At 71.8% G+C, this 17,601-nt stretch carries 19 protein-coding genes and 1 pseudogene; 12 read left to right on the plus strand and 8 right to left on the minus strand.

What is annotated here, in order from left to right:
• Positions 1–3 precede the first annotated feature (3 nt).
• Positions 4–981: a YafY family protein gene (locus V2W30_RS27845; RefSeq protein WP_338700782.1), complete on the plus strand. Its 978-nt coding sequence runs from the start codon at positions 4–6 to the stop codon at positions 979–981.
• Here the strand turns inward: V2W30_RS27845 and V2W30_RS27850 are convergent.
• Together V2W30_RS27850 and V2W30_RS27855 are read right to left on the minus strand one after the other, a co-directional pair.
• Positions 941–1,783, minus strand: coding sequence for an alpha/beta fold hydrolase (locus tag V2W30_RS27850; protein WP_338700784.1), 843 nt, complete (start codon positions 1,781–1,783; stop codon positions 941–943). The genes V2W30_RS27845 and V2W30_RS27850 overlap by 41 nt on opposite strands.
• An 18-nt stretch (positions 1,784–1,801) precedes the next feature.
• Entirely contained in the window at positions 1,802–2,425 is a 624-nt protein-coding gene (locus V2W30_RS27855) for a TetR family transcriptional regulator (RefSeq protein ID WP_338700786.1), read from the minus strand.
• A 102-nt stretch (positions 2,426–2,527) separates the two neighbouring features.
• Here V2W30_RS27855 and V2W30_RS27860 point away from each other — a divergent pair, with 102 nt between their 5' ends.
• From V2W30_RS27860 to V2W30_RS27870, 3 genes are all read left to right on the plus strand, one after another.
• Positions 2,528–2,713 (plus strand): hypothetical protein, encoded by a 186-nt coding sequence (locus V2W30_RS27860; protein WP_338700788.1) that lies wholly within the window; start codon positions 2,528–2,530, stop codon positions 2,711–2,713.
• 26 nt (positions 2,714–2,739) lie between these two features.
• Positions 2,740–3,033 carry a hypothetical protein gene (locus V2W30_RS27865; protein WP_338700790.1) on the plus strand — a complete coding sequence of 98 codons (294 nt, stop codon included), beginning with the start codon at positions 2,740–2,742 and terminating at the stop codon, positions 3,031–3,033.
• A 122-nt stretch (positions 3,034–3,155) separates the two neighbouring features.
• Positions 3,156–4,325 (plus strand): cysteine desulfurase family protein, encoded by a 1,170-nt coding sequence (locus V2W30_RS27870; RefSeq protein ID WP_338700792.1) that lies wholly within the window; start codon positions 3,156–3,158, stop codon positions 4,323–4,325.
• Between the two features lie 19 nt (positions 4,326–4,344).
• Here the strand turns inward: V2W30_RS27870 and V2W30_RS27875 are convergent, their stop codons facing one another.
• The gene (locus V2W30_RS27875; RefSeq protein ID WP_338700794.1) at positions 4,345–5,028 is read right to left on the minus strand and encodes a peptidoglycan recognition family protein; all 684 of its coding nucleotides are present in this window, start codon (positions 5,026–5,028) and stop codon (positions 4,345–4,347) included.
• Positions 5,029–5,132: 104 nt separating this feature from the next.
• Between V2W30_RS27875 and mnmA the strand changes: the two genes are divergently transcribed.
• Positions 5,133–6,281, plus strand: coding sequence for a tRNA 2-thiouridine(34) synthase MnmA (gene mnmA, locus V2W30_RS27880; protein ID WP_338700796.1), 1,149 nt, complete (start codon positions 5,133–5,135; stop codon positions 6,279–6,281).
• Positions 6,282–6,285: 4 nt separating this feature from the next.
• Here the strand turns inward: mnmA and V2W30_RS27885 are convergent, their stop codons facing one another.
• The 3 genes from V2W30_RS27885 to V2W30_RS27895 are packed head-to-tail and all read right to left on the minus strand — an operon-like array spanning position 6,286 to position 8,044.
• Positions 6,286–6,570, minus strand: a complete 285-nt coding sequence (locus V2W30_RS27885) for a hypothetical protein (protein WP_338700798.1) — start codon at positions 6,568–6,570, stop codon at positions 6,286–6,288.
• Positions 6,571–6,602: 32 nt separating this feature from the next.
• A complete protein-coding gene (locus V2W30_RS27890; protein ID WP_338700800.1) occupies positions 6,603–7,724 on the minus strand; it encodes a hypothetical protein in 1,122 nt (373 codons plus the stop codon).
• The gene (locus V2W30_RS27895) at positions 7,721–8,044 is read right to left on the minus strand and encodes a hypothetical protein (RefSeq protein ID WP_338700801.1); all 324 of its coding nucleotides are present in this window, start codon (positions 8,042–8,044) and stop codon (positions 7,721–7,723) included. Before V2W30_RS27895 ends, V2W30_RS27890 begins: the two co-directional genes overlap by 4 nt.
• A 276-nt stretch (positions 8,045–8,320) precedes the next feature.
• Here V2W30_RS27895 and V2W30_RS27900 point away from each other — a divergent pair, with 276 nt between their 5' ends.
• Positions 8,321–9,028 carry a class I SAM-dependent methyltransferase gene (locus V2W30_RS27900; RefSeq protein WP_338700802.1) on the plus strand — a complete coding sequence of 236 codons (708 nt, stop codon included), beginning with the start codon at positions 8,321–8,323 and terminating at the stop codon, positions 9,026–9,028.
• 1 nt (position 9,029) lies between these two features.
• On the opposite strand, the gene V2W30_RS27905 is transcribed toward V2W30_RS27900, so the two are convergent.
• On the minus strand, positions 9,030–9,404 hold the full coding sequence (locus tag V2W30_RS27905; RefSeq protein ID WP_338700803.1) for a hypothetical protein: 375 nt from the start codon (positions 9,402–9,404) through the stop codon (positions 9,030–9,032).
• Positions 9,405–9,461: 57 nt separating this feature from the next.
• Positions 9,462–9,788 carry a DUF427 domain-containing protein gene (locus tag V2W30_RS27910; protein ID WP_338700805.1) on the minus strand — a complete coding sequence of 109 codons (327 nt, stop codon included), beginning with the start codon at positions 9,786–9,788 and terminating at the stop codon, positions 9,462–9,464.
• 75 nt (positions 9,789–9,863) lie between these two features.
• Here V2W30_RS27910 and V2W30_RS27915 point away from each other — a divergent pair, with 75 nt between their 5' ends.
• The 6 genes and pseudogenes from V2W30_RS27915 to V2W30_RS27940 all read left to right on the plus strand — a co-directional run.
• Positions 9,864–10,409, plus strand: coding sequence for a TIGR00730 family Rossman fold protein (locus V2W30_RS27915; protein ID WP_338700807.1), 546 nt, complete (start codon positions 9,864–9,866; stop codon positions 10,407–10,409).
• Between the two features lie 7 nt (positions 10,410–10,416).
• Positions 10,417–11,115 (plus strand): SDR family oxidoreductase, encoded by a 699-nt coding sequence (locus tag V2W30_RS27920; protein WP_338700809.1) that lies wholly within the window; start codon positions 10,417–10,419, stop codon positions 11,113–11,115.
• 1 nt (position 11,116) lies between these two features.
• Positions 11,117–11,497 carry a hypothetical protein gene (locus tag V2W30_RS27925; protein WP_338700810.1) on the plus strand — a complete coding sequence of 127 codons (381 nt, stop codon included), beginning with the start codon at positions 11,117–11,119 and terminating at the stop codon, positions 11,495–11,497.
• Between the two features lie 37 nt (positions 11,498–11,534).
• Positions 11,535–12,554 carry a methionine synthase gene (locus tag V2W30_RS27930; protein ID WP_338700812.1) on the plus strand — a complete coding sequence of 340 codons (1,020 nt, stop codon included), beginning with the start codon at positions 11,535–11,537 and terminating at the stop codon, positions 12,552–12,554.
• A gap of 42 nt (positions 12,555–12,596) precedes the next feature.
• Entirely contained in the window at positions 12,597–14,813 is a 2,217-nt protein-coding gene (ligA, locus tag V2W30_RS27935; protein WP_338700814.1) for an NAD-dependent DNA ligase LigA, read from the plus strand.
• Between the two features lie 643 nt (positions 14,814–15,456).
• Positions 15,457–17,496 (plus strand): annotated as a pseudogene (locus tag V2W30_RS27940) (putative bifunctional diguanylate cyclase/phosphodiesterase); the annotation flags it as partial.
• Positions 17,497–17,601 lie beyond the last annotated feature (105 nt).

Below are 17,601 nucleotides of genomic sequence, written 5' to 3' on the forward strand. Positions count from 1 at the left end.
CCGGTGAAGTCCGATCGCCTGCTCTCGATCCTGCTCCTCCTCCAGACCCGCGGCCGCGTCCCCGCCCATGAGCTCGCGGACCGTCTGGAGGTCTCCGTGCGGACCATCTACCGGGACGTCGAGGCGCTGTCCACGGCCGGGGTGCCGGTCTACGCCGAGCGCGGGCGGCACGGCGGCATCGCCCTGCTGCCGGGCTACCGCACCGATGTCACCGGACTGACCGCCGACGAGTCCCGCGCCCTGTTCATCCTCGCCGCGCAGGGCGCCCACGCCGCCCTCGGCCTCGACGCCGCCATGAGATCGGCGCTGCGCAAGGTCATGGCCGCGCTGCCCGAACCCCACCGCCCCGCCGCCGAGTTGACGAGCCGCCGCATCCTGGTCGAGTCGTCGCGCTGGATGGGGCCGCCGCCCGCCGAGGTCGACGTCAGCGCCCTCCAGGACGCCGTCTTCGCCGACCGGCGGCTGCGTATCCGCTACCGGCACAGCGGCGCCGACGCCCCGCGCACCTACACCGTCGACCCGTACGGACTCGTCTCCAAGGCCGGCGTCTGGTACCTGGTCGCCGACCGGCGCGCGGTGCCCCGCCTCTTCCGCGCCGACCGGATCCACGCCGCGACCCTCACCGACGCGCCGGTCAAGCGTCGCGAAGGGGTTGAACTCGCCGACGTATGGGCCGTGCTGAAGCGTCAGGTGGAGGTACGGCCGGGCGGCGTGACGGTCACGGCGCGGGTCCGCCGCAGCCGCTTCGACCTGTTCCTGCGTCTGTGCGGAGGCTCCTTGCTCGCCCGCCCCGACGACGACGGGACCGGCGAGTGGATCACGGTCGGGCTCGGCTATCCGGCCGTGGGCGCGGCGCGCCAGCTCCTCCAGTTCGGCGACTCCGTGGAGGTGCTCGAACCCCCGCAGGCGCGCGAGGAACTGGCCCGCTGCGCCGCCTCGCTCACCGCTCTGTACGGAGGAACTCCCCGAGCGCGTAGGTGAGTTCGGCCGGAGCGTCCTCCTGGACGAGGTGCCCCGCGCCCTCGATGATCCGCAGCTCGGCGCCGGGGATCAGCTCGGCCAGCTCGTGTCCCCTGGCGGCCGGGATCCAGGTGTCGTCGGCGCCCCAGCAGATCAGGACGGGCAGGTCGAGTTCCCCGTAACGGCCTTGGATGTCGTCCGTGCCGGCACCCGGGGCGTTCTGCTCGATCTGGCGGTAGAAGGAGTCCCGGCCGGACTCGGTCAGCCACGGCGCGACGAGCCGCGCGTGCGTGTCGGGGTGCAGGCCCTGGCTGCTGCCGGAGCTGATGTACCGGTGCATCAGCGCCTCGTGCAGATCGGGCGGCAACTGCCGGAAGACATCGCCCTGTTCGACGAAGAGCCGGTACGTGGGGGAGCCCCATGGCGCGATCGCCACCGGGTCGACCAGGGCGAGCCGCGCGTAGGCGGCGCCGTGCAGCAGGTGCGCCCGCAGTGCGACGGCCCCGCCGACGTCATGGGCGACGACGGCCGGCCGGTCGAGCCCCCAGTGACCGAGCAGTTCGGCGAAGACACGGGCCTGCGCGTCGAGCGAGAGGTCCTGCCCCGGGTGCATCGCGGACTGCCCGTATCCCGGCAAGTCCCAGACGAACACGCGGTGTCCGGCGGCCAGCGCCCGCGCCGGGCCACGCCAGACGTACGACGAGAACGGCGTGCCGTGGACGAGGACCACGGGCGGCGCGTCCTCCGGGCCGAGCGCGGCCCACCGGATCTCGCCGGACGAGCTGGAGTAGCTGCGGTCGAGGGTCCATGCGGCTGCTGTCATGACCGAAAGGCTAGTAGCTCATGACAGGTCGAGCCAGTGCTTTCGCCCCAGCGACACGAGCCGCATCTGCCGCTCCGCGAGGTCGGACGCGCGGGCCAGGTCCTCGGGGGCGGTGGTCAGCAGGACCGAGGCCGTCATGACCATGTGCTCGACGTAGAGACCGGCCAGCATCAGCAGGTCCTCCTCGGTCCAGCCGGCCGACTCCGGATCCTGTCGCAGCGCGTCCCGCACCTCCTCGGCGAACTGCTCCAGCTGCGCGCCGATCGCCTCCCGCACCCGCTGCACACCGCCGTGCCGCTCCCGCGCGATGAACCGCACGTGCGCGGAGTGCGTGCGCACGTGACGGGCGATCAACTCGACGGTCCGCGCGATGCGTTCGCCGCTGTCCCAGGTCGCCGTCAGGGCGTCCCGGATCACCGCGTGCAGGCTGCCGAGCGCCTCCTCGACCAGGGCGACGCCCAGGTCGGCCGTGCTGTCGAAGTGCCGGTAGAAGGCGGTCGGGGCCACGCCCACGGCGCGCGTGACCTCCCGCAGCCCCAGGCTGCTGAGGCTCTGCTCCTCCAGCAGTTCCAGCGCGGCGTCCAGGAGTGCCTGCCGGGTCTTCTGCTTCTGCGCCTGCCGGATGCCGAGAGTGTGACTCATGTCATCCAGTTAACAACTGTTCTCCGTAATGGGGAAGTCGTGCACACGCTAGACTCGTCAGTCAGTGAACAGTTGTAACCCATCGACCCTGAGAGGTTCTCCATGCTGTTCCTCGTAGCGGCCCTCCTGCTCCTGGGCTTCGCTCTCGGCGCCGTGGCCCACGCGCCACTGTCGTTCACACTCGTCGCGGCCGCCGTCATCGGCGTCTGGCTGACCGTCTTCGCGGTCCGCGAGCGCCACGCGCGCCGCCACCGCCACCGTCACCAGGCTGACGCTCTTCAGCACTGACGCTCTTCCGACCAGGGGGTACCACCATGCAGCTCACCGCGGAACCGCAGACCCGGACGCAGCCCGAGGCCCGCCCCACCGGCCGCAGGGACACCGACGGCATGGCCGTCGCCTCCTTCGTCCTCGGTCTGATCGGCCTGCTCGTCCTGAACGTCTTCCTCGGCCCCGTCGCCATCGCCCTCGCGAGCCTCTCCTTGTGGCGCGGCACCGCGCGGCGCGGCCGCGCCCTGCTCGGACTCGGCCTCGGCGTCGCCGACCTCCTCGTGCTCGGCGCCCTCATCGCCGCCGACGGCACGGTCTCCTGGAGCATCGCGGGCTGACTCCGCGCCGCCCGCGCGCCGCCGTCGAGCCTCCGCGCGCCGCCCTCGCGCGTCCACCGTGTGGGACGGGACCCCACGCGGCGGTCGAGCCGCATCCGCGGGCTCGTAGAATCGAGCCCACCATGGCCTACCTCGACCACGCCGCGACCACTCCGATGCTCCCGGAGGCCGTCGAGGTGATGACCGCCCAGCTCGCCGTCACCGGCAACGCCTCGTCCCTGCACGCCGCGGGACGCCGCGCCCGGCGCACCGTCGAGGAGTCCCGCGAGTCCCTCGCCGCCTCGCTCGGCGCCCGCCCCAGCGAAGTCGTGTTCACCTCCGGCGGCACCGAGGCCGACAACCTCGCCGTGAAGGGCCTGTACTGGGCCCGCCGCGCCGCCGACCCGGCCCGCACCCGCGTCCTCTCCAGCCCCGTCGAGCACCACGCCGTCCTCGACGCCGTGCACTGGCTCGCCGAGCACGAGGGCGCCACCGTGGAGTACCTGCCGGTCGACGCGCACGGCCGCGTCCACGCCGAGACCCTCCGGGCGGCGATCGAGCGCAACCCCGACGACGTCGCCCTCGCCACCGTCATGTGGGCCAACAACGAGATCGGCACGATCCAGCCGGTGCGTGAACTCGCCGACGTGACAGCGGAGTTCGACATCCCGCTGCACGCGGACGCGGTCCAGGCCTACGGTCAGATCCCGGTCGACTTCGCCGCCTCGGGACTCGCCGCGATGACGGTGTCGGGCCACAAGGTCGGCGGCCCGTACGGCATCGGCGCGCTCCTCCTCGGCCGCGAGTACACCCCCGTCCCCGTCCTGCACGGCGGCGGCCAGGAGCGCCATGTGCGCTCCGGCACGCTCGACGTCCCCGCGATCGCGGCCTTCGCCGCGGCGGGCCGGATCGCGACCGAACAGCGCCCGTGGTTCGCCCAGGAGATCGGCGCACTCCGCGACGAACTGGTCGACGCGGTCCGCGCGGCCGTCCCCGAGGCGATCCTCGGCGGCGACCCGGCCCCCGGCGGCCGCCTCCCCGCCAACGCCCACTTCACCTTCCCCGGCTGCGAGGGCGACTCGCTCCTCCTGCTCCTCGACGCCCAGGGCATCGCATGCTCCACGGGCTCGGCCTGCACAGCGGGCATCGCCCAGCCCAGCCACGTCCTCCTCGCCACCGGCACATCCCCCGACCTGGCCCGCGGCACGCTCCGCTTCTCCCTCGGCCACACGTCGACGAAGGCGGACGTGGAAGCCGTGGCGGCGGCGATCGGACCCGCGGTGGAACGCGCGAGGTCGGCGGGCCTGAGCTGACCGCGGCGCCTGCCGCGGCTCACGCCGTGGCGGCGCCGCCCCGCTCATGGGCGGCCCGCACCAGCCGCATGTACCGGTCCCAGTCCCAGTGCGGCCCCGGATCGGTGTGGTCCGTCCCCGGCACCTCGACGTGCCCGATCACATGCTTGCGGTCCGGCGGGAACCCGTACCGTCTGCATATCGCGGCGGTCAGCCGGGCCGACGCCTCGTACATGGCGGCCGTGAAGTCCTCGGGCCGGTCCACGAAGCCCTCGTGCTCGATCCCGACACTGCGCTGGTTGTAGTCCTTGTTCCCCGCGTGGAACGCGACGTCCAGCTCGCGGATCATCTGCGCGATGTGCCCGTCCTTGCGGACCACGTAATGCGCCGCCGCCCCGTGCCACGGGTCCTTGAACACCCGCAACGTGCTGTTGTAGCTCCCCTGTGTGACGTGCACGACGACCCGGTCGATCGGGTAGTCGGCGGGCCGGTCCGCCCGCCGCCAGTTCGCCGCGGCCGCCGCCACCCACTGCGCGCCCTTGAAGTCCACCGCACCGGCCGTGCGCGGCTTGTCGACGCCCGGCACCTGCCACCACATGTGCGCGAGATCGCTGCGCGCGAGCAGCCCGACGCCCACGGCCGACGCCGCACCCCCGATGATCAGGGTGCGCCGGCTGACCCCGCGACCGCCGTCCCGGCCCGTGCCGGCTCCCTGCTTCCCCACGTGACGCCCCCCCCCGTCATGCCGTACGCCCGCACTCCCCGTACGAGATCCACAACGGATATCCGCGCGAACGGGTTCCCGCGGCGCCGTACCCTGTTAGAGCTATGACTTCGCAGACTCCCCAGAGCCCCGTCGCCCCCGAGCAGGCCCGCCCCCTCCGCGTCCTCGCCGCCATGTCCGGTGGCGTGGACTCCGCCGTGGCGGCGGCCCGCGCCGCGGAAGCGGGCCACGACGTGACAGGCGTCCACCTGGCCCTGTCCGCGAACCCGCAGTCCTTCCGTACGGGCGCCCGGGGCTGTTGCACCATCGAGGACTCCCGCGACGCGCGCCGCGCGGCGGACGTCATCGGCATCCCCTTCTACGTCTGGGACCTGGCCGACCGCTTCCGCGAGGACGTGGTCGAGGACTTCATCGCCGAGTACGAGGCCGGACGCACGCCGAACCCGTGCCTGCGCTGCAACGAGAAGATCAAGTTCGCGGCTCTGCTCGACAAGGCGCTGGCCCTCGGCTTCGACGCGGTCTGCACCGGCCACTACGCGCAGGTCGTCGTGAACGCCGACGGCGACCGTGAGCTGCACCGCGCGACCGACATGGCCAAGGACCAGAGCTACGTCCTCGGCGTCCTGGACGACCGCCAGCTCGCCCACGCGATGTTCCCGCTGGGCGACACGGAGACGACGAAGGACGAGATCCGCGCGGAGGCGGAGCGGCGCGGCCTCGCGGTCGCCAAGAAGCCCGACTCCCACGACATCTGCTTCATCGCCGACGGCGACACGCAGGGCTTCCTGGCGTCGCGCCTGGGCAAGTCGGAGGGCGACATCGTCGACGAGTTCGGCGCCAAGCTCGGCACCCACGAGGGCGCCTTCGGCTACACCATCGGCCAGCGCAAGGGCCTGCGCATCGGCACCCCGGCCCCCGACGGCAAGCCGCGCTACGTCCTGGACATCTCCCCGGTGAACAACACGGTGACGGTGGGCCCGGCGGCCTCCCTCGACGTCACGACCCTGACGGCGATCAAGCCCCGCTGGTGCGGAGCGGCCCCGTCCGGCCCCGGCACGTACACGGCGCAGCTGCGCGCCCACGGCGGCGAGACCGAGGTGACGGCGGAACTCGTCGACGACGAACTCCAGGTCTCCTTCACAGAGCCGGTCCGCGGCGTCGCCCCGGGCCAGGCGATCGTCCTGTACGACGGGACACGGGTGGTGGGGTCGGCGACCATCGCGACGACGGGGCGGGTTGCGGCGGGGGTCTGACCACCTACATGTGTCTCGACAGGTAGGCGGCCAGAAAGAGTCCGGGCAGTACCAATAGTGCGGCGCAGGAAAGCTGTGTCTCCCTTCGCCGCCAACCCTGGACGGCCAAATAGAAGCCGTAGAGCAATACCAGATCGACGCCGATCAAGGGCGCTTTGATCGACCCTTGCAGCACGTGGGTCACCGTCGCGAATGTGCAGATGGTAGTGAAGAAGCCCACCAGGAAGGTGAGCATTCGCTGGTCGCTGTTGCTCATGATGTCCGGGGTCGATCGCTGTTCGAGGTTCACGTGCTCTCTCATGCTGGAACGAACTGCGGGGGTCAGGCGAGAGCGTTGTCGTAGCTCTTGCCCACTACGGGGAATTTCCTGACGTCACCGACGAGGGCGCTCATGGCTCCAGCGCCGACGAAGATGCCGTTCAGGGTCGCCATGAGGTAGTCGTACTGCTTGGTGAGGTCCCGGTATCTCTTGATCATGGTGGCCGCGCGTTCGGCGGCGAAGGCCACGCCGACGAAGGACCCCGCGAAGCCGACGCCAGAAGCTGCCATTCCTGCGGACGCAGCGGCCGAGATGGCGAACTGCACCCCCAGGTCGCACAGTTCAGCCGCACCGCTTTTCGCGCTTTCGGCAGTGGTGTAGACGATCACGGCAACATTCTTGTAGCGCTCTCGAAGGTCGTGGAAGGCTTCGCGTGCCACGTCGAGTTTGTCGGCCGCATCGTTGAAGTATTTCCACGCCGCGTCGGCGGCATTGCCCCGCCAGGTGATGCTCAGCACGCCATTTCCGTGCCGTAGATTCTCGGCCATGTCCGCGCATGCGTTTCCGAGGCAGTCCCATGCGTCGGCACAGTCGGCATAGCTCTGCCAATCACCCACGAACCAATTGCAGATCTCGCCCAGGACATCCCAGCCGAAGACCAGCTTGAGGCCCTCATTGGCAAGTGCGGACACACTGCCGAAATCGAGCAGGCTGCCCACTGTCTTGTTGACCGGAGCGAATTTCAGCTCCGCCAGATGCCCTTGGAGCCAGCCGTCCGCGCCCCCAGGCTGCTTGAGGCGTTGACCTGCATCGCGCACGTCCCCGAAGGACGTCCCGCTGTCACGGCGAGCTCGAGGGATTGCCGCGGACGACTTTCCGGTGGGGTAGGTCGCGTCGAGCTTGCGCGCCTGCTCCAGATCGACCGACTCGTACCAGGTGGCGGTCTTACGCAACTCGGTCGTCGAGGCACTGAGGATCGTGTCGAAACGACTCAAGACGTCGAGGGCATCGCGGACTCGCTGCGTGTGATCACCGATGACGGTGTCCCACACATATCCGGCCGCGGCCCAGTCGATCCTCGTGCTGCGGTCGAGATACGCCCGCGCGCTCCCGCAGTCCTCGCTCGCCCTGCGAACCAGTCGCGCGAACCCGACCAGATCCTCCGTCTTCACGGCCAGCGTCACGACCGCCCCCGCTCCGCGCGCTCCGCGGCCAGGCGCGCCCGCTCCTCCCCAACCTGCCGCTCCCCCTCCCGCGCCAGCGCATCCCGCTCCGCGTCCGGCATCGACTCCCACCGTTCGCGGAACTCCCGCCCCTGGTCGATGACCGCCTCCGCGTACGCGGGGATCCGGGTCGCCTCGCGGAGGCCGACTCGGCCTGTCAGGACTTCCCGCGCCATCTCCTGGAGGACAGACCCGCGTCCGCCCTCCTGGAAGACCTCCAGCGCCTTGCGTAACAGGCGCTGCTGAACGGGGTCGTCGCTCAAGTCCAGCTTGGGGCGCACGCGTTCTCCTCGGTGTGGGGGCGGGGAGTCCGGGAGAGTAGCGGGCTGCTCAAGATCATCCGGGCGGGCGCGGCGGACCGGCGCCGAGCGTGCGCCGCGCCGGAAAAACGTTGCCTCCTATGGCGTGAAGAACTTCTTGGCATATGAGGAGGCGCCGGTCAGGCGCGGGCGCGGGTCATACATGTCACCTGGGAGCGGTAGGAGAGCGCGACCGCCCGGTTGACGGCCCGCGCCGCCCGAGATGCGGAGCGATCACCCCGGTGATCGGATCGACGCATGGTGAGCGCCGACCCCGCGGCCGGGATCCTGGTCACCTCCCGGCCGCTCGACGAGTACTGCGGACTGTTCGGGCTGACCCGGCGCGCGCTGTGCGCCGCGCTCGCGGCCGGTCCGCTGCTCGACTGTCCCGGCGGGGCCGCCGCCCTGGTCGCCGAAGTGCGGCACCTGGGCGGCCGGGCCGTCGCGGTGGACCCGGAGTACGCCCGGATGGCGCGGATGGAGGCGCGGGCGCGGGCCGGACGGGACGCGATGGCAGCCCACGCGCGCGCCGCCCCGGAGATCTCCACGGCCGCGCTGAGCGGGCGCCCGGAGGCCTATCTGCGCAGCTGGGACCGGGCGCGGGAACTCTTCGCGGCCGACGTGACCGACCACCCGGAGGACTACGTTGCGGCCGCCCTGCCGCGACTCCCGTTCCGCGGCGGGACCTTCGGGCTGACGCTCAGCAGCTATCTGCTCTTCGCCTACCCCGAGGTCTTCGGCCCGGCCGAACAGCTCGCCGGACTGCTCGAACTGGTCCGTGTCACCGCACCGGGCGGCGAGGTCCGCGTCTACCCGCTGCACGACTCCGCGGGGCGGCGCAGTCCCCATCTGGACCGGGTCCGCCGCTCCCTCGGCCACCACCGGGTCGGCAGTTCCCTCCTCCGGCTCCCCGGGCCGGGCGGCCGGCCACGCACCGTACTCGTCCTGAAACGGGCCGCCCGGTGAGTCACCGGCCCTGGAGGTAGTGCTGCAACACCGCCCCGAGTTCCGCGCTCCACGTGGCCACCTGTGACCTGCGGCGCGCCCGGACCTGGCAGGCGAAGACCGGGCCGTCGTGGGTCACCGCCGTCACGGACAACCCCGACGGCAGCGGCTGGAAGTGCACCGTGCGCAGCCGGGACCACGGGAGGTCGATGGCGTGGGGGCCCTGTTCGAAATGGGCGCCCTCGGAGTCGACGACGAGGCCGTTGTACTCGTCGGCGGCCACGAACTCGGGGCCGGGCACGACCGGCGGGGGAGGCGGCGGGGCGGGCTGGAACGCGGGGGGCGGGGCCCCGAAACCACCTGCCGGTCCGCCCTGTTGCCCGTATCCGTGCGTCACGCCCACCCAGCTCCTCGTCGTCCTGCGCGGGCCGCTACGTGGTGGCCCGTCCCGTGCTCATCCCACCACCTCGACCTCGTAGAAGCACAAGTGGTCCTTGATGGCGGCCACTTCGTCCTTGGGGCGCGGGTAGGCCCAGACGAGGTCCTTCGCGTCGGGGAGCGACCAGTAGGCGGCCGTTCCCTTGAAGGGGCAGTACGTCGTGGTGTCCGAGGGAGTGAGGAGGTCGGTGCGGACGTCCTGCGGGGGGATGTAGTAGCGCACCGGACAACCGGTCTCGCGCAGCAACAGAGGGCGGCCGCTCTCGGCGAGCACCTGCCCGTCCCGGACGACGCGCACGCGCTGCGTACCCTGCTCGATCGTGATCGTGTGTCCATCAGCCATACGAGGTTCAGCGCTCGCCGGGGCCGGGTTCTTCCCCCTCGGAGCCCCGGAACGGGGAGTCGTACGGTAGAGGCCATGAACATCTGCGTCTTCCTCTCCGCCGCCGACCTCGACGACCGCTACACCCGCCCGGCCCGTGAATTCGCCGAGCTGCTCGGCAAGGGCGGGCACACCCTGGTGTGGGGCGGGTCCGAGAGCGGGCTCATGAAGGTGGTCGCCGACGGCGTGCACGAGGCGGGCGGGCGGCTCGTAGGGGTGTCCGTGGACTTCCTCGCCGCCAAGGCGCGGGCGGTCGTCGAGCCGGACGAGATGGTCATCGCCAAGGACCTCGCCGAGCGCAAGGCGCTGCTCCTGGAGAAGGCCGACGCCGTGGTGATCATGGTCGGCGGTACGGGGACGCTCGACGAGGCCACCGAGATCCTCGAACTGAAGAAGCACGGCAAGACCGACAAGCCGATCGTGCTGCTGAACTCCGCCGGCTTCTACGACGGCCTGAAGGAGCAGTTCCGCAGGATGGAGGACGAGGGGTTCCTGCCCCTTCCCCTCACTGACCTCGTCTTCTTCGCCGAGGAGCCGGTCGGTGCGCTCGCCTACCTGGAGGAGTCGGCCGGCATCGAGTAGTGCGAGCATGGCGGGCATGGCTACCCATGTGATCACCGGCGCCGGTTCCGGCATCGGCGCCGCCGTCGCCCGCCGCCTCCACGCGCGCGGCGACGAACTCTTCCTCCACGCGCGCGACGCGGGCCGCGCCAAGGAACTCGCCGCCGAGTTCCCCGGCGCGCGCACCCTCGTCGGCGACCTCGCCGACCCGGACAAGCTGTCCTGGGCGTTCTCGCACCAGTCGCTGCCCGACCGGGTCGACTCGCTGCTGCACATCGCCGGCGTCGTCGACCTCGGCCCGGTCGGCGAACTCACCCCGAAGGCGTGGCGCCACCAGCTCAACGTCAACCTCATCGCCCCGGCCGAGCTGACCCGCCACCTCCTGCCCCAGCTCCGCGTCACCCAGGGCCACGTCCTCTTCGTGAACTCCGGCGCCGGTCTCAACGCCCACGCCGACTGGTCCGCGTACGCCGCCTCCAAGCACGGCCTGAAGGCCCTCGCGGACTCGCTGCGCCACGAGGAGCACGGCAACGGCGTACGGGTCACCTCCGTGTACCCCGGCCGCACCGCGAGCCCCATGCAGGCCAAGGTCCACCAGCAGGAGGGCAAGGAGTACGACGCGTCCCGCTGGATCGACCCGGAGTCCGTCGCCACGACGATCCTCATGGCCCTCGACCTCCCGCACGACGCCGAGGTCAACGACCTGACGGTCCGTCCGGGCCGCTGACGTGCCGGCCACGGGCGGGACCGCGATCCGCGCGTGGCTCGACGACGTCTGGGGGCGCGCGGAGGCCGCTGTGCTGCTGGCCGGTGGCGACACGGACGTGCCGCTCACCGAGCGCCCCGTGTGCGGCGAGGTGTACGACGCCGACGCGCTCGCCGAGCTGCGCGCCCTCACGACCGGCGGCGTCTTCGCGGACGACATCTGCCGCTGCCTCGGCGGCATGACCCTCGTCCTGCTCGACGCGGGCGGCGAGTTCATCGCGCGCGGCAGCCTGCACGGGCCGGAGACCGTCGCCTGGGAGCGCGCCCGGTTCCGCAACAACCTCGACCTCACCGACCCGGACGGCCTGCGCAGGTTCCTGGAGCGGGTGGGCGCCCCCTACTGATGACCGGTCGCCGCGGCGCGTTACGTACCCTTCCTGAGTGAGCGAAAAGAGCGACTTCAAATGGGGACCGGCCACCGGCGTCGGTTCCATGCCCGGTGGTGACGCCCGGGAGGCCGCCAAGACCGTCACCGGTTCCTTCGAGAACGCCGAACAGGGGACGCCGTTCCTCGCCGAACTGCCCGCGCGCGGACCCGGCGCCGACATGATCGGGCGCACCGCCGGGCTGCTCGTCGACGTGTACGCGCGCGTGGAGCCCAGCGGCTGGCGCGTCGGCGACCGGCCCGGCCGGGACACCAAGCGCGCCAGGTCGTGGCTCGGCGAGGACCTCGACGCGCTCGAGGAGTTCACGCAGGGCTACGAGGGCCCGCTGAAGGTGCAGGTCGTCGGGCCGTGGACGCTCGCCGCCGCGCTGGAGCTGAGGAACGGCGAGGCCGCGCTCTCGGACCCGGGCGCGTGCCGGGACCTCGCCGGATCGCTCGCGGAAGGGCTGCGCGAGCACCTCGCCGACGTGCGGCGCCGGGTGCCCGGCGCGCAGGTCGTGCTCCAGCTCGACGAGCCGTCCCTGATCTCCGTCCTGCGGGGTCAGGTCAAGACGGCCAGCACCTACCGCACCCACCGCGCCGTCGACCGCCAGGTCGTCGAGAGCGGGCTGCGCGACGTGCTCGCGGTGCACACCGGCGGACCCGTCGTCGTCCACTCCTGCGCGCCCGACGTGCCGTTCGCCCTGCTGCGCCGCTCCGGCGCCGACGCGATCTCGTTCGACTTCTCACTGCTCACCGAGCGTGACGACGACACGATCGGGGAGGCCGTCGAAGCCGGTACGAAGCTCTTCGCCGGTGTCGTACCGGGCGTGGACAGTCCATTGTCGGACCCTGCCGGTAGCGTCATGGGTGTCAGGACGCTGTGGCGCAGGCTGGGGCTGAATCCGGGCTCTCTCGCGGAGTCGGTCGTGGTCACGCCGTCGTGCGGCCTCGCGGGTGCCTCACCGGCGTACGCCCGCGCGGCACTTGCCCACTGCGCCCGGGCGGCAAGATCACTCGCGGACAACCCTGAGTGACCGGGCACGAAGGCTGACTGAGGCTAACGGGAGGACGAGACGGTGGCTGCCGCAAGCGCGGGAAACACGGCAGGGGCGAAGGACCCCGTGCCCGCCGAAGCGCGGGACGAGCACGCCCGGATCGCCGAGCAGATCGAGGAGCACCGCTTCCGCTACTACGTGAAGGACGCGCCGGTCGTCTCGGACGCCGAGTTCGACAAGCTGCTGCGCTCCCTGGAGGCGCTGGAGGAGCAGTACCCGGAGCTGCGCACACCGGACTCGCCGACGCAGAAGGTCGCGGGGAACTACGAGACGGAGTTCACGTCCGTCGAGCACCGCGAGCGCATGCTCTCGCTGGACAACGCCTTCGACGACGCGGAGTTGGCGGCCTGGGCCGACCGCGTCGCCAAGGACGTCGGCGCCCCCGGCTACCACTTCCTGTGCGAGCTGAAGGTCGACGGCCTCGCGGTCAACCTGACGTACGAGAACGGGCGGCTCACGCGCGCGGCGACCCGCGGCGACGGCCGCGTCGGCGAGGACATCACGCCGAACGTCCGCACGATCACCGAGATCCCCGACCGCCTCAAGGGCGACCGCGTCCCCGCCCTCGTCGAGATCCGCGGCGAGGTCTTCTTCCCCATGGACAAGTTCGAGGAGCTGAACGCCCGACTGGTGGAGGCCGGCGACAAGCCCTTCGCCAACCCCCGCAACGCGGCGGCGGGTTCGCTCCGCCAGAAGGACCCGCGCGTCACCGCGACCCGCCCCCTGCACATGGTCGTCCACGGCATCGGCGCCCGTGAGGGCTTCGACATCGACCGCTTGTCGCAGGCCTACGAGCTGCTGCGTGAATGGGGCCTGCCCACCGCGAAGCACAACAGGGTGGTCGACGACCTCAAGGGCGTACGGGAGTTCATCGCGTACTTCGGGGAGAACCGCCACTCCGTGGAGCACGAGATCGACGGTGCCGTCGTCAAGCTCGACGAGATCCCGCTCCAGGGCCGCCTCGGTTCCACGGCACGCGCCCCGCGCTGGGCCATCGCCTGGAAGTTCCCGCCCGAAGAGGTCAACACCAAGCTGGTCAACATCCGGGTGGGCGTGGGCCGCACCGGCCGCGTCACCCCGTACGCGCAGGTGGAGCCGGTCACCGTCGCCGGCTCCGAGGTCGAGTTCGCCACCCTGCACAACCAGGAGGTCGTCAAGAAGAAGGGCGTCCTCATCGGGGACACCGTCGTCATCCGCAAGGCCGGTGACGTCATCCCCGAGATCCTCGGCCCGGTCGCCGACCTGCGCGACGGCAGCGAGTACGCGTTCGTGATGCCCGCCGAGTGCCCCGAGTGCGGCACCGCGCTGCGGGCCATGAAAGAGGGCGACATCGACCTGCGGTGTCCCAACGCCCGCACGTGTCCGGCCCAGTTGCGGGAGCGGCTGTTCTACCTCGGCGGCCGGCAGTGCCTCGACATCGAGAACTTCGGGGCCGTGGCCGCCGCCGCGCTGACCGCCCCCCTGGAGCCGGCCGAGCCGCCGCTCACCGACGAGGGCGACCTCTTCGATCTCACCATCGAGCAGCTCCTGCCCATCAAGGCGTACGTCCTCGACCCGGACAGCGGGCTGCCCAAGCGCGACCCGAAGACCGGCGAGGACAAGGTCGTCACGGTCTTCGCCAACCAGAAGGGCGAGCCGAAGAAGAACGCGGTGGCGATGCTGGAGCACATCGACGCCGCCAAGACCCGCCCGCTCGCCCGCGTCATCAACGGCCTGTCGATCCGGCACGTCGGCCCGGTCGCGGCCGAGGCGCTGGCCCGCGAGTTCCGCTCCATCGACCGCATCGACCAGGCCACCGAGGAGGAACTCGCCGCGACCGACGGCGTCGGCGGGATCATCGCCGCGTCGGTGAAGCAGTGGTTCGCCGAGGACTGGCACCGGGAGATCCTGCGCAAGTGGCGCGCGGCCGGTGTGCGCATGGAGGAGGAGGGCGCGGGCGAGGATGAGGGGCCGCGCCCGCTCGAAGGTCTCACCGTCGTCGTCACCGGAACGCTCCAGAACTTCACCAGGGACGGTGCGAAAGAGGCCCTCCAGACCAGAGGCGCCAAGGTGACCGGTTCCGTTTCCAAGAAGACGTCCTTCGTGGTCGTCGGGGACAACCCGGGATCGAAGTACGACAAGGCCATGCAGGTGAAGGTTCCGGTTCTGGACGAGGACGGGTTCGCCGTCCTGCTGGAACAAGGGCCGGAAGCGGCCGCCGAAGTGGCACTTCCCGCCGAAGAGCCGACCGAGGAGTAGCGGTTGAAGGCCACCCGTTCGGCGCATATCAGATGCATAAGGGTGGCCGGGCCGCATTCGGGCAACCATCGCCGGGCGCGTCCGTCTGGTGCCCGTGGAAGCCTTCTGCGGCCTACTGTTGAGGTGTGCGCCTGCCGTGTCTTGCTGCGGATGGGGCATCTCCTGCTCACCAGAAGCTCATCGGGAGCCGGGGGAGCGGGCAGCGGACGTGGGCACCGCCGGCTGTGAGAGGGACGGGAATGGAACCGACCGAGAGCGCCGCCCCGGACTCACGCCTGCACCCGCGCCGACGGGCGCGGCGCGGTACGGCTCGTCGCGTCGACGAGGGCGACAACAGCGACAGCGGTCACGGGGAGAACGAGCGCGGTGGTGTGGTGAACTGGCGCAATTGGTTGCGTGGAGGCGGACGCGGAGTCGCCCGACTCGGCGTGGACCGGGCACGGGGGACGTCGCCCGGCCCGGTCGGCCCCGACGGCGCGCAGCGCCCCACCGGCCCGGCGGCGCACGGAAGTTCGACCCCGACCCGCCGACGGGAGCCGCCCCCACGTCGGCCCCGTTCAGCACGAGCGGCCGCGTCGGCGTCGCCGTACCCGCCCGCAACCACCAGATCCCGCAGGCCGAGACCGCACGGGCCGCGGCGCTGCCGCTGCTGCCCGGCGCCGTCGTCGCGCTCGCCGCGGTGGTCCTCGGCGCCGGGTTCTACCGCGCGTTCAGCGGCCCCCACGCACTCTTCCCGTCCGGCACCGTCGGCTGGTCGCTCGCCGTCCTGACCGGCATCATCGTCGGCCATCTCGTCGCCCTCGGCCGCGACCGCTGGTGGGGCGGCACCGGATCCGGCGCCGCCCTCACCCTCGCCGTCCTGCTCCTGTACGGCTGGGTGCCCGCCGGGATGGTCAGCCTCACCGTCGTCGTGCTCGTCGGCATCGCCCGCAGGCACCGCTGGCGCCAGGGCGTGCTGCACGGCGCGATCGACATCCTCGGCATCGGCGCGGGCGCCCTGGTGCTCGCCGCGTTCGGCCGCCTGCCCTCCGTCGAGACGCCGTGGAAACCGGAGACCTGGGACCTCTACACCGCGCCCGAGGTCGCCCTCGTGGCCGCCGCCTACCTGCTCGTCACACGCTCCCTGCTCTGGTACGTGCACGCGCCGCGTCCCGCCGGACTGCCCACGGTCGCCCGTACGGCGCTCGTCCGGCAGGGCCTCGTCGGGATCGCGCTGCTCGGCATCGCGCCGCTCGTCTGCGTCGTCGCCATCGCCCTGCCGGTGCTCCTGCCGCTGTTCTCGATCCCGCTGATCGCGCTCGACTCGACGCTGTGGATCGCGCGGGCCCGCGCCGAGGAGCAGCTGCGCGACCCGCTCACCGGACTGCCCAACCGGCAGTGGCTGCTGGAGCGGACCTGGAGCGCGCTCGACGACGCCGAGCGGATCGGGGCGCGCAGCGCGCTCCTGCTGATCGACCTCGACCGCTTCCGTTCGGTCAACGACACGCTCGGGCACCTTGCCGGCGACCGGCTCCTGCTGCAGATCGCGGACCGGCTGAGAGCGGCCCTGCCGCGCGGGGCCGAGGCGGCCCGGCTCGGCGGCGACGAGTTCGCCGTGCTCCTCCCGGTCGCCGACTCCACGACGTCCGCGACCCGTGTGGCCCGCAACCTGGTCGCCGCGCTCGGCTCACCGCTCGACCTCGACGGTCTGACACTGGTCCTGGAGGCGAGCGCGGGACTCGCCGTCTTCCCCGACCACGCCCTGGACGCGGAGGGCCTGCTGCGTCGGGCCGACGTCGCGATGTACCAGGCGAAGCGGGACCGTACGGGCGTCGAGGTGTACGAGTCGAAGCGCGACTCGAACACCCCCGACCGGCTCGGTCTGCTGGGCGACCTGCGCCGCGCGCTCGACGCCGGCGACGTGGAGCTGCACTACCAGCCGAAGGTCCGCTTCGACGGGCACGTGGCGGGCCTGGAGGCGCTCGTGCGGTGGGTGCACCCCGAGCGAGGGAAGGTTCCGCCTGACGAGTTCATCGCCATCGCTGAGTCGTCCGGACTCATGCCGCACCTGACCGAGTACGTCCTGGACACGGCGCTCGCGCAGGTCGCGCGCTGGCGGGCCCAGGGGCTGTTCGTCCCGGTCGCGGTCAATGTCTCCCCGCGTGACGTGCACACCCCCGGCTTCGCCGGAACGGTCGCGGCGCGTCTCGCCCGGCACGGCGTCCCCGCCGGATCCCTCCAGCTGGAGATAACGGAACACGTCCTCCTGGAGGACCCGCAGCGGGCCGCCGACACCCTGGCCGGACTGACCGGGCACGGCGTGAAGATGTCGCTCGACGACTTCGGCACCGGGTACTCCTCGCTCGTGCACCTGCGGCGCCTGCCGGTCAGCGAGCTGAAGATCGACCGGTCGTTCGTGGCCCGGCTCGCCGTGGACAACGAGGACGCGGAGATCGTCCGCTGCACCGTCGACCTCGCCCACTCACTGGGCCTGCTCGTCGTCGCCGAGGGCGTCGAGGACGACGAGACGTGGGAGCGCCTGCGCGACCTGGGGTGCGACGCGGTGCAGGGCTGGCTCGTCGCCGCGGCGATGCCGCCGGACGAGACGACCGCGTGGCTGCGGGCCCGCGGGCCGCGCGGCTGGCAGCGGGAGCCCGCGGCCCTTCCGGCGGCCCCGGCGGACGAGCCCGGGGCGGTCGGCTGACGCCGGAGCGCGTCGATCACGCAGCTCCGGGAAGAGGGCCGGAACAAACCGTTTACCGGGCACGGGTCCCGGCCCCATAGGATTGGCCCCAAACCACACACTCTC

The organism is Streptomyces sp. Q6, assembly GCF_036967205.1.
Classification (GTDB): domain Bacteria; phylum Actinomycetota; class Actinomycetes; order Streptomycetales; family Streptomycetaceae; genus Streptomyces; species Streptomyces citrinus.